This is a genomic window from Marinobacter sp. UBA2498, assembly GCF_002341575.1.
Taxonomy (GTDB): Bacteria; Pseudomonadota; Gammaproteobacteria; order Pseudomonadales; family Oleiphilaceae; genus Marinobacter; species Marinobacter manganoxydans.
In genome coordinates this window covers 1-11,117 of record NZ_DDOI01000121.1, presented here as the reverse complement: position 1 = coordinate 11,117, position 11,117 = coordinate 1, and the positions used below count along the sequence as shown (strand labels likewise).

Below are 11,117 nucleotides of genomic sequence, written 5' to 3'. Positions count from 1 at the left end.
CCAATCCATTTTGCGTCTTTGACGATGCCCTGACGGCCATCTTCGAGGGCGACCTGAATGAGCCGCTTAAGATCCGGCAACGACCTTGGACGCGGCGGCTGCCGTGTGCTAGAGTGGGTGATCTCATTGGCTGGAGTGAGAGGCAGTGGCCCTGATCCCGGCTCCAACCTGAACAGTAATGTCATAAGGAGTGTTTGGTGAAATCCCAATCCTGGCTCTGGTCTCTGATAGCGGTGTTGGTGCTCGCCGGCGGTTCTTATGGGGTTTTTGTTCTGTTTGGGGAAGAGCCCTTGCCGCAGGGAATCGTCTATGGCAATGGCCATATCGAGGGGCGGGAAGTGCGGATCGCGGCCGAAGTGGCCGGTCGGGTCATCGAGCACCATCTCGCGGAAGGCAGCAAGGTTTCGGCTGGCGACACGGTAGCCGTGATCGACCCCGCCGATGCCAGAGACCGCCTGCGCTCGGCACAGGCCGAGCTGGCCTCGGCGCGGGAAGTCCGTGACGGCTTCGACAGCCAAATCACCACCTGGCGTCATCATCTCAAGAATGCCGAGAAACAACGGCAGCGGATCCGGGACTTGCGGTCCCGCAATCTGGCCAGCTCGAGTGATCTGGATCAGGCGGAAAATGCCGTCAGTGAGGCCCGGGGCCGACTTGAGTCTCTCCAGCGGCAGAAGGATGCCGCCGAAGAACAGGTGGCTGCAAGGGCGGCGCAGGTGGCACTGGCTGAATCGCAACTGGACAAAGCGGAGGTTGCCGCGCCGCTCTCCGGAACCATCCTGATCCGGGCGGTGGAGACGGGAGAGGTTGTCGATACCGGCCAGCCGCTGGCCACGATGGTGAATCTGCAGCAGCTCGAACTCAAGGTCTATGTCCCCGGTGATATCCTCAACCGGATCAGCTTGGGGGATCCCGCCAGAATCCGCGTGGACGGTTTGCCCGGGGACTTTTCCGCCAAAGTCGGCAGGATTGACGATTTCGCCCAGTTCACCCCCCGCGATGTCCACATGCCCGACGAGAGAGTTCGGATGGTCTATGGCGTTACCCTGGTGCTGGATAATCCGGCCGATGCTCTGAAACCGGGTATGCCGGCAGATGCCTGGATTCGCTGGGATCCGGACGCCGAGTGGCCAGCGACCCTCTCGGTTCCGGCGCGCTGAGCCGTCATGTCTTCCCCGGAACCCATCGTCGCCAAAGGCCTTGGCCGCCAATTCGGAGACAATGTTGTCATCGAGCCACTGGATGTTTCCGTTGATCGCGGCCAACGAGTGGGCATTGTCGGTGCTGATGGCGCTGGCAAGACGACGCTGTTACAGATGTTGGCTGGCATCCTGGACCCCACTGTGGGGGAATGCCGGGTCCTGGGCTTCGATACCCGTCGTGAGGCCAAGCAGGTTGCTGCCCGGATTGGCTATATGTCCCAGGGATTTACGCTTTACGATCGACTCAGCGTCAAGGAAAACCTGAGCTTTGCCGCTCGCATCCGGGATGTGCCCGACGAACTCTATCGGGAGCGTTCAGAAAGGTTGCTATCCATGTCGGGGCTTGGCCGCTTTACTGACAGGCCCGCCGCCAAACTGTCCGGTGGCATGCAGAAAAAGTTGTCGCTATGTACCAATCTGGTCCATGAACCGGAGCTGCTGATCCTTGACGAACCGGGGCTCGGCGTCGACCCCCTGTCCCGGCGCCATCTCTGGACCATGCTCGACCGCTTCCGGTCGCAGGGCCTGACCATGGTTGTGGCTACCTCCTACATGGACGAGGCGGAGCGCTGCGACAGGATACTGCTGCTGGAACAGGGCCGCGTTCTTGCGGATGGGTCGCTGGAAGAGCTGCTGAGGCCCGCCGCCGGAAGGGTGTTCACTGTAAATGCTGGAGATACCGGACGAGGCTTGCGGGAGTTGTCCGGCATCCTGGCTCAAATTGACAGCGTCCATTCAGTGCAGTGGTTGCCGGATCACCTGCGACTGGTGATGAACGCGGACATCGCTGAAAACCAGCTCGCCGAGTTATTGCCCGAGGGAACCCACCTGGCGGCGGCCGAGCCCCGGCTCGAGGATCTGTTTGTGCTGCGGACGGACAGGAGGGCCGGCGAGCAGCAGTTTCCGGAATTGGCCCGGCAAGACAGGGGAAAAGAGGAAGGGCTGGTGGCCACCGGCCTGAGCGTCCGCTTCGGACATTTCAAGGCCGTTGACCGGGTGAGTTTCGAGGCGCCATCTGGCGAACTGCTTGCGTTGCTGGGGCCCAACGGGGCGGGCAAGACAACCCTGATCAGGGCCTTGTGCGGGCTGGTGGCCATCGATGAGGGCAACGCCCGGGTGGCCGGGGTGAGCTCCGGCGGGGGTAGCACCGCATTGCGCCGGCAAATTGGTTATATGTCACAACGGTTTTCACTCTATCTGGAACTGACCCCCTGGGAGAATCTCCGCTTCTTTGCCAATGCCTACGGCCTGGCCGGAGGCGCGGCGCGGGCTGCGATCGACTGGGCCAGGGAAGTAACGGGGCTGACAGATATTCCCGACAAGCTCACCGGTGATCTTTCAAGTGCCTTGCGCCAGCGTCTGGCGCTGGCCTGCAGCCTGCTTCACCGGCCCCGGGTCTTGTTCCTTGATGAGCCCACCTCGGGTGTCGATCCCGTCGCCCGGTACCGTTTCTGGCGGGTTATCCGTGAGCTGGCCGCCAGCGGTATGACCGTGCTGGTCACTACCCACTACCTGGAGGAAGCGGCCTATTGTGATCGTTTGGCGTTAATGCTGGACGGGCGGCTGCTTGCACACGGTAGCCGATCATCGCTGAATCATTCGCTCGGCCTCGAAGCCGACGCCACGGTGGAGATGCTCTTCACGGCGGCCATAGAACAGGCGGGAACGGCCAATTCCCGGGCGTTGGGACCATGAAGGCTCATCGGCTTGGAGCCCTCATCGTCAAGGAAAGTCGCGAGCTGATTCGCGACCCGGTTACCATTGCGTTGGCCGTGATCATGCCGCTGATCATGCTTTTTCTGTTCGGCTATGCGGTCAATCTGGATGTGGAACAGGTTGCCGTGGGCATTTACGATCTGGACAACACGCCGGCAAGCCGCGACCTGTCAGCCCGTTTCGACAGCTCGCGGTATTTTCAATTAGAGCAGAAAACGACCGATCTCCGCGATCTGGAGTCGGCACTGCAAAGCTCGACCATCAGCATGGGCGTGGTGATTCCAGCCGGCTTGGCCCGGCAACTGCTCAGAGGCGACGAGGCGCCTGTCCAGGTGATCGTGGACGGCGGCTATCCTGTTCTGGGTCGATTGGCATCGGCCTATGCCGAGGCGGTAATCGCAAATTTCCCCGCCCCGCGTCAGAGCGCCGTCCGGGTCCAGGCCAGGGTCTGGTTCAATCCCTCCCTGCGCAGCGTCAATTTCGTCATCCCCGGGTTATTTGCCGTGATCCTGATGGCGTTCCCACCCCTGCTGACCGCCCTGGCGATCGTGCGTGAGAAAGAGACCGGTACGATTGAGCAGATCTATGCATCGCCGGTCACCTCAACCGAGTTTGTTGTCGGCAAGCTGGTGCCCTACGGTCTGGTGGCTTTCCTGGAGATTCTTATGGTCATGGTGGTGGGGTTTGCCTGGTTTCAGGTCCCCATTGCCGGCAGCCCGATACTGCTGCTGACGTCCGCTTTCGTTTATGTGCTGACCACGGTGGGTATCGGCCTGTTGGTCTCATCCCTGGTCCGTACCCAGTTGGCGGCCATGTTGATAACGCTGATTGTCACCTTGATGCCGTCGTTTTTGTTTTCCGGTTTTCTGTTCCCTCTGTTCACCATGCCTCTTGCCCTGCAACTGTATAGCTGGCTTTTCCCTGCCGGTTATTTTATGGAAATCTCCCGGGGCATCGTACTGAAATCAGCCGGCCTTGAAGCCGTTCTGCCAAATCTGATGATGTTGATCGTCTATACGGTCCTGGTATTTGTCTTCGCGGCCTGGCGAATGAAGCAGAAGGTGGCCTGATGGGAATTGCCTTATTTGGTTTGTTGCGCAAGGAGCTCGTGCAGTTCTTTCGTGACCGGTTGATACTGACCCTGATACTTTGGCTTTACACCATTGAAGTCGTCATTTGTGCCGTTGCGCTCAGTTTTGATGTAAGCCACCTGCCCCTGGCGGTGGTGGACGAGGATCGCAGCGCCTTGAGTCGCTCGTTGATCCAGAAATTTGCGGTGAGCGAAACCTTCGACCTGAAATTTCAGGAAACCCGTGTGGCAACCGCCACTGACCTCCTGGAGAAAGGCGATGCCACCATGGTGTTGGTCGTTCCCGCCGGGTTCGAAGGTGCTCTTCTCGCTGGCAAGAGTGCTCAGCTCCAGTTGCTCCAGGACGGCACCAATTCCAACATTGCCGCCAATGCCGTCAATGATGCTCTGCAGATCGTCCAGCGCCAGGAGCGCGAAGCGCTCCCTGCTGCCGGGAAGAAGGGGGTCGCGGTACCCCTGATCCGTATCTGGTATAACCCCGATCTGACAACATCGGGTTTTATCGTGTTATCGATGATTGCTCTGGCCGGTATGATGGTGGGCGTTATTCACCCGGCCGCCTCTATTGTCCGGGAAAAGGAGCGAGGCACTATCGAGCAGCTGCTGGTGACGCCCATTTCCACCCTGGAACTGTTCCTGGCCAAGGTCACACCCACGCTGATCATGGGCGTACTGTCCATCTTTCCGAGTTTGGTGATTGTCAGAGTCTTTGATGTGCCCCTTCAGGGCAGTCTGCTTTTATTTCTGGTGCTGACCGCCATCTTTTTGCTCAGTGCGATTGCGCTGGGCGTACTGATTGCCGCCTACAGCCGGACCCTTCAGCAGGCGTTGCTGCTCTCCTTTTTCGGACTTTTCCCGCTGATGTTCCTGTCGGGCAGTTTGACGCCGGTAGAAGCCATGCCGCCTTTCCTGCAAAGCCTCTCCCTGCTGAGTCCACTGCGTTATTACATGGATATCATCGTCGGTATTTTCCTCAAAGGCGCCGGCCTGGCGGTTCTCTGGGATGAGGCTCTCGCCTTGCTGGTAATCGGTGTCACGCTGTTTATTTTCTCCCTTTGGGTCTTTCGACGCCGGGTACAATGAGATCGGTTGGGTGAGTGCCTGACGTTTGTCGCTACACGGCCAAGAGGATACGGCGCATAGGCATCAGGATTACCGTGATTATTCATTTTCATCAGTAACCTGAATCAATGGGATGGACTCCTCCTCACCTCACCGGCATCTACGTGCCAAAATGGTGAGTGATTTGGCGAGAGTCAGTGGGGCGATTTCATCCATGAACTCAACCATCATCCCTGTGTTGATTTTGCCGAGCGCAAACCGAACAACCAGCTGCATGTCGTCTACGATGGAACCCATTGGTCTCTTGACGAGTTAATGGAACTGATCAAAACCCACGGAGGCGGGTTGCAGGCCGGGTGGTGGACCCAGCGGAAACTGGCGTGGTGTCGGTTTACAGACGACAATGTTCGGGCCAACGCAAAACATGATCCGTTTTGCTGTTCCAAAATTCCACCTATGAAGCGTAAATAGAAACGACAATAACCGGAGGTTGAATGAGCAGGGAGCAAGACAGAACCACTCGCTATCAGGAAGGCAGTCTCACCCTGCCAGGAACCGTCATGCTGGGTACCGGCGTCATGATAGGCGCTGGTATTTTTGCGTTGACCGGACAGATGGCACAGATGACGGGCGTTCTGTTCCCCCTGGCGTTTCTGGCGGCCGCCGTGATCGTCAGCTTCAGTGCTTATTCCTACATCAAAATTTCCGATGCGTACCCGTCTGCGGGCGGTATCGGCATGTACTTACACAAGGCCTACGGAAACCGGCTGCCGACCGCATTTAACGCCTTGCTGATGTACTTTTCCATGGTGATCGCCCAGAGTTTTCTGGCCCGCACGTTCGGCTCCTACACCATGCAGCTCTTCGGTGGCGACGAAAGCGGGCGAATGGTGCCCATTCTCGGGGTGTCACTGATCCTGGCAGCGTTTCTCATAAATCTGCTGGGTAACCGGATGATTCAGGGTGTGGCTTCCTTTATCGGCGTCCTGAAAATCGGCGGCATACTGATTTTCGGGTTGGTGGGGGTATGGGTCGCCGACTCCATATCGGTTGACTTCTCGAATCCCGGAGAGGCCGGAACTGTGGGCAACTTCCTTGGAGCAACCGCGCTCGGAATTCTAGCTTTCAAGGGCTTCACCACCATTACCAACAGCGGCTCCGAAGTAATAGACCCCAAGCGGAACGTAGGACGGGCGATCATTATTTCCATTGCAGCCTGCGTGGTGATCTATACGTTGGTTGGTTTTGCTGTTGCCAGCAACTTGTCCCTGGCCGAGATTATCGAGACACAGGACTACTCCCTTGCCGCCGCCGCCCGCCCGGCACTGGGGGAGTACGCCGTGTGGTTCACCGTTGCCATTGCCATGATGGCTACTGCCGGAGGCATTCTGGCCAGCATTTTGCGGTGTCCCGGATGCTGGCGATGCTGACGGAAATGAAACTGGTCCCCCACCGGCATTTCGGCATGCCAGGCAGTATTCAGAAGCACACCCTGGTTTATACAGTGGTCCTGGGGCTGGTCCTGACGACCTTTTTTGACCTCTCCCGGATTGCTGCGCTGGGTATCGTGTTCTACCTGGTAATGGATGTTGCGATTCACTGGGGTGTTCTTCGTTATCTACGCGAAGACGTGAAGGCCAGCGCCTGGGTGCCAGTCATGGCCATTTTGCTGGATTTGCTCGTTCTTGGGGGCTTTGTGTGGGTCAAGCTGAATACGGACCCGTTTGTCATCGGTGTTGCGGTGGCCACCATGATCGTTATTGCAGTGGCAGAGCAGATTTTTTTGAAAAAGTCCGAGAATTCCCGGCAATCGGGAGATGAGGAATCTCATGCTCATGATCACCATTAACCGGCATTCGACGTGGAGGGCAGTGCTATGATGGAAGATAATATGTTTGGCAACACCATGTGGGCAGGGCACTGGCTGTGGATGCTGGTGATTGCCATTGTAGTTGTGATTCCGGCCTGGCGTATTTGCCAGCGTACCGGGTATCCGGGCTGGATGGGCTTCCTGATACTGATTCCCATCGTCAATCTCGTATTACTTTATTTCATAGCGTTCAGTGACTGGCCAAGCAACAGAAACAATGACGGGAGATCTTGATGAACAGTACGAAAACACAGGCACCGCAAAGGCAAAGGGACCTTGAGCTGATTGTGCCGGGAATGGGGTCAGACCACTGCGCCGGCATTATCAACAAAACGATTGGCCGCTTGGACGGAATCGACCAGATAGAGACTAACATTGCCAAACATAAGGTGAGTGTTCGCTCCCTTGCGTCGGGGCCTGACGGGGAAGCCTTAAAACACGCTGTGGAGGGTGCCGGTTACGATGTGGCCTCCGTGAGGGAAGTGGGTGGCAGGACTTTCAGGGTCACGGTACCCGGAATGGGGTCCGACCATTGTGCGGGTATTATCAAGAGTACGCTTGCGCGACACGACGGCGTGCAGACGACGTCAACCAACATAGCCAATCACACAGTGAGCGTGGTAGTCGGCTCGGATGGGCCGACAGAAAATGAGCTGAAAGAGCTGATAGAGGGCGCCGGATATGATGTTGCTGCTGTCGCTCTTGAGGGAGATGCCAGTCAGGAGGAGGACTCGGCCGTTGAAGAGGCCTATCTGAAGCTTGCATTACGCAGGTTCTGGATCGCTGCGGTACCGACAACACTGATCATGGTGTTGATGATGTTTCATATGTTCTGGCAGCCCATTCCGGGGTATCTGGCTATTATTGCAGTGCTCGGCTTCCCGGTAGTGTTTTTTTATGGCGGTGCCGCTACCCACAAGGCTTCCTGGCGTTCACTGAAGAATGGCACCTTCAACATGGATGTGCTCATTTCCATGGGCAGCCTTCCCCCCTACCTGATTGGTCTGGTGGGCTTTGTCTATCCGATGACCTCTTTCATCGAAATGGCCGTTACCATCATGACCTTCCATATGCTTGGTCGGTACCTGGAAGCAAAAGCCAAGGGCAAGGCCTCGGAGGCCATCCGGAAATTGCTCACCCTCGGCGCTAAGACCGCCCGCGTGGAACGGGAAGGGGAAGAGGTCGAAATTCCCGTGAAGGATTTGGCTCCAGGCGACATCATGATTGTCCGGCCCGGTGACAAGGTGCCCACTGATGGTGAAGTGGTGGATGGTGAGAGTCATCTGGATGAATCCATTGCCACTGGCGAGTCTGTCCCGGTATACAAAAGCACGGGAGACACGGTTATTGGTGCCACCATCAACAAGGAAGGTCGCCTGAGAGTCAAGGCTACCCGTGTTGGTGGTGATACCTTTCTGGCCCAGGTGGTGAAACTGATCGACGAGGCTCAGGGCTCCAGGGTGCCAATCCAGGAGTTTGCTGACCGCATGACCGGTCGCTTCGTGCCGCTGGTTCTTGTTATTGCCCTGGGCAGTCTTGTGGTCTGGCTGTTTGCAGGCGATACACTCCGACCAATCCTTGAATGGGGCGCCGCTTTCCTGCCGTGGGTAGACCCGACGGCGGCCACGCCGGTGCTGGCTATCCTGGCGGCTATTGCTGTGCTGGTAATTGCCTGCCCCTGTGCATTGGGGTTGGCAACGCCGACTGCGCTGATGGTGGGTTCGGGCGTCGGCGCCGAGCGGGGCATCCTGATTCGTTCTGGAGAGGCCATTCAGACCTTCAAGGACGTCAAGGTAATGGTCCTCGATAAAACGGGCACCATTACCAGGGGTGAGCCGAAGCTTACCGATGTAGTACCCGCCGACGGCGTTTCGGAGACCGAACTGCTGGAGCTTGCCACCGCGGTAGAAAATGCTTCTGAGCATCCCATCGCCCGTGCCATTGTGGACGGTGCCCGGGAACGTGGAATCAAACCCGGGAACGTTGTTGATTTCCGCTCCACCGGCGCCAGAGGTGTTTCGGGAAGGGTCGGTGAGAGCACCGTGCTGATTGGTAACCGCCTCTTGCTGGAAGAGCAGGGCGTTAATGGACTGGAGGCCCTGGACAAGAGTCTTTCCGACCTTGAGGATCAGGGCAGAACTGCCGTTATTGTTGCCCGTGACGGCAAGGCCTACGGCATTGTCGCGGTAGCCGACACGCTCAAGGACGAATCGGTGGCCGCCATTCGGGCCATGCACGAGCAAGGACTGTATGTTGTGATGATGACTGGTGACAACGAGCGTGCAGCCAACGCGGTTGCCCGCGAAGTAGGCATCGACGAGGTTCGCGCCGGGGTGTTGCCGGAAGGTAAGGTGGATGCCATTCGGGAACTGCAGGAAAAGTACGGCAATCATGTTGCCATGGTGGGTGATGGCATTAACGACGCCCCGGCACTCAAACAGGCTAACGTAGGCATTGCCATAGGCGCTGGTGCGGATGTGGCTATCGAAGCTGCTGACGTTACCCTGGTCCGTGGCGAATTATCTGGTGTTGTTGACGCCATGGTGCTGTCACGTGCGACCTTCAAAAAGATCGTTGAGAACCTCCTATGGGCCAGTGGATACAACGCTGCGGCTATTCCTATAGCTGCGGCGGGGCTGCTGCATCCGATGATTGGTGTAGTGGCGATGACTGTCAGCTCGCTCTCGGTCATTGGTAACTCAATGTTACTGCGTCGGCGTTACGAGAAGGATCACCGGTAGGCCGGATGAGCTCTGCTGCTGGGCCGGACGCAGTGCAAAGCGCGGTGATGAGCGAACAATTTGCCATTGGCTGCATCGGCCTGGGTGCGGGGGTCATTGCGTTCGCTATGCCCGGTGGAGTGCATTGGAGTCGAGTAAAGGCCCCTGTTCGGAAACAGCGTTTAAGTGTATTTTTTAAAGTATACCTTCCGCGAGGGATGAGCCCGTATGGATATCAAAACACTCGGAGAGCTAATTGACTGGACGAGCAAGCTCCACTCGCACTTGGCGCGGTGTCTGTCCCATTGTGAAACAAAGCACGAAGACAAGCAGGCAAGGGCCCTGTTGGACTATCTGGCCACCCATGAATCTGAAATCGAGCGCATTGTGAGGGAGTTTGAGCGCCAGGGAGATGCGAAGGCATTGGAGAGTCGCGTTTACGATTATCTATCTCATGATCCCATAAAAACCCATCGGACCTGCGACGAGCCATACGTGAGGCTTGATATTGCTGGCATCTGCCGTGAAGTGTTCGACGTCCACGAGCAAATTCTTGATCTCTATCAGACCCTTGTCGAAAAAGCCGAAATTCCCGAAGCACGGGAGCTGCTCCAGTCGCTCCTGACCTTGGGAGAGAATGAAACCAAGCGCCTGGCCCGCCAGATTGGCCGTATGGATGATTTCTGACTGTGTTTGATATCTGCGACAGTGCGCAGCTCAGTACCACTTGTTAACACTGAATCTCGGCCAACCACCCTCCGTCTAATAGGGGGGGGTACAAACTCCAAAATCGGCCGCCCCCCTTAAATTACGGCCCAGTATTCAAGCCTGAAAACCCCTGAAAGCCACGTGGCACAAGGGATACGGGCGAACGCATGGCATTACAGGCTGTGTCATAGCCAGTGGCTAAACAAGGGGGGGACCCGCGTGCGGCGGGTTCCTTGTTGGCCGAATAGACGACCAAGCAAAGTACTAAACCCGTGAAACAGAGAATCAGAGGGTTACGGCACGATTTCCACACAAAGTGCTAAACAAACTTAAAGTTGATTCTAGAATAGGGCGCTGGCCTGGGCTTCCACACAAAGTGCTAAATTCGGCGTCCGACTCGGAGTTTGGAATAGTCTCGCTGGAACGGAAAGATTGGAGGCAAACAACAAGCCTTGTAAGCAGGGGACGCAATTAAACAATAGCGAACATTGGTGAGTACGTGATCCAAGCATCGTGGCTAAGTTTGGTTAACTCCCGAGCCCAGTAATGGGCACCGGAACAGGCCTCCATGCCGATCAGGCACGGTGGCAGTTACGCGAAGAACGCCAGCAGCTTAGGGCGATTGAGCCGTTTACGAACCACGGCCTTGCCGTCTTGATTGGTGCCGTGAATACTGAACACAGTTTTCGCCAGATCAATGCCAATGGTTGTAACATTCATGATGACCCTGTAGTGGTCAACTAATCCCG

7 protein-coding genes and 3 pseudogenes are annotated in these 11,117 nt (G+C 57.1%); 9 read left to right on the top strand and 1 reads right to left on the bottom strand.

Going from position 1 to position 11,117, the window contains the following annotated elements; genetic code table 11:
* Nucleotides 1–197: 197 nt before the first annotated feature.
* The 9 genes and pseudogenes from B2W52_RS16850 (at nucleotide 198) to B2W52_RS16815 (ending at nucleotide 10,347) form a co-directional block, all read left to right on the top strand.
* On the top strand, nucleotides 198–1,160 hold the full coding sequence (locus tag B2W52_RS16850; protein WP_008172531.1) for an HlyD family secretion protein: 963 nt from the start codon (nucleotides 198–200) through the stop codon (nucleotides 1,158–1,160).
* A 6-nt stretch (nucleotides 1,161–1,166) separates the two neighbouring features.
* Complete coding sequence (locus B2W52_RS16845) at nucleotides 1,167–2,897, top strand: ATP-binding cassette domain-containing protein (RefSeq protein ID WP_136631410.1); 1,731 nt, start codon at nucleotides 1,167–1,169, stop codon at nucleotides 2,895–2,897.
* Nucleotides 2,894–3,988, top strand: a complete 1,095-nt coding sequence (locus B2W52_RS16840) for an ABC transporter permease (protein WP_008172528.1) — start codon at nucleotides 2,894–2,896, stop codon at nucleotides 3,986–3,988. Before B2W52_RS16845 ends, B2W52_RS16840 begins: the two co-directional genes overlap by 4 nt.
* Nucleotides 3,988–5,091: an ABC transporter permease gene (locus tag B2W52_RS16835; RefSeq protein WP_008172526.1), complete on the top strand. Its 1,104-nt coding sequence runs from the start codon at nucleotides 3,988–3,990 to the stop codon at nucleotides 5,089–5,091. Before B2W52_RS16840 ends, B2W52_RS16835 begins: the two co-directional genes overlap by 1 nt.
* 165 nt (nucleotides 5,092–5,256) lie before the next feature.
* Nucleotides 5,257–5,541 (top strand): annotated as a pseudogene (locus tag B2W52_RS22370) (hypothetical protein); the annotation flags it as partial.
* Nucleotides 5,542–5,564: 23 nt separating this feature from the next.
* A pseudogene (locus tag B2W52_RS16830) lies at nucleotides 5,565–6,919 on the top strand (APC family permease).
* A gap of 27 nt (nucleotides 6,920–6,946) precedes the next feature.
* Nucleotides 6,947–7,174, top strand: coding sequence for a DUF805 domain-containing protein (locus B2W52_RS16825; RefSeq protein WP_008172241.1), 228 nt, complete (start codon nucleotides 6,947–6,949; stop codon nucleotides 7,172–7,174).
* Complete coding sequence (locus B2W52_RS16820) at nucleotides 7,174–9,681, top strand: heavy metal translocating P-type ATPase (RefSeq protein ID WP_008172242.1); 2,508 nt, start codon at nucleotides 7,174–7,176, stop codon at nucleotides 9,679–9,681. Before B2W52_RS16825 ends, B2W52_RS16820 begins: the two co-directional genes overlap by 1 nt.
* Before the next feature lie 207 nt (nucleotides 9,682–9,888).
* Nucleotides 9,889–10,347 (top strand): hypothetical protein, encoded by a 459-nt coding sequence (locus B2W52_RS16815; RefSeq protein ID WP_008172243.1) that lies wholly within the window; start codon nucleotides 9,889–9,891, stop codon nucleotides 10,345–10,347.
* A 531-nt stretch (nucleotides 10,348–10,878) separates the two neighbouring features.
* Here B2W52_RS16815 and B2W52_RS16810 read toward each other — a convergent pair.
* A pseudogene (locus B2W52_RS16810) lies at nucleotides 10,879–11,088 on the bottom strand (IS110 family transposase); the annotation flags it as partial.
* Nucleotides 11,089–11,117: the final 29 nt, after the last annotated feature.

Excerpts from the sequence above, each read along its gene's own strand:
- B2W52_RS16845 (WP_136631410.1), top strand. The coding sequence starts at position 1,167 with ATGTCTTCCCCGGAACCCATCGTCGCCAAAGGCCTTGGCCGCCAATTC.
- B2W52_RS16840 (WP_008172528.1), top strand. The coding sequence starts at position 2,894 with ATGAAGGCTCATCGGCTTGGAGCCCTCATCGTCAAGGAAAGTCGCGAG.
- B2W52_RS16835 (WP_008172526.1), top strand. The coding sequence starts at position 3,988 with ATGGGAATTGCCTTATTTGGTTTGTTGCGCAAGGAGCTCGTGCAGTTC.
- B2W52_RS16825 (WP_008172241.1), top strand. The coding sequence starts at position 6,947 with ATGATGGAAGATAATATGTTTGGCAACACCATGTGGGCAGGGCACTGG.
- B2W52_RS16820 (WP_008172242.1), top strand. The coding sequence starts at position 7,174 with ATGAACAGTACGAAAACACAGGCACCGCAAAGGCAAAGGGACCTTGAG.
- B2W52_RS16815 (WP_008172243.1), top strand. The coding sequence starts at position 9,889 with ATGGATATCAAAACACTCGGAGAGCTAATTGACTGGACGAGCAAGCTC.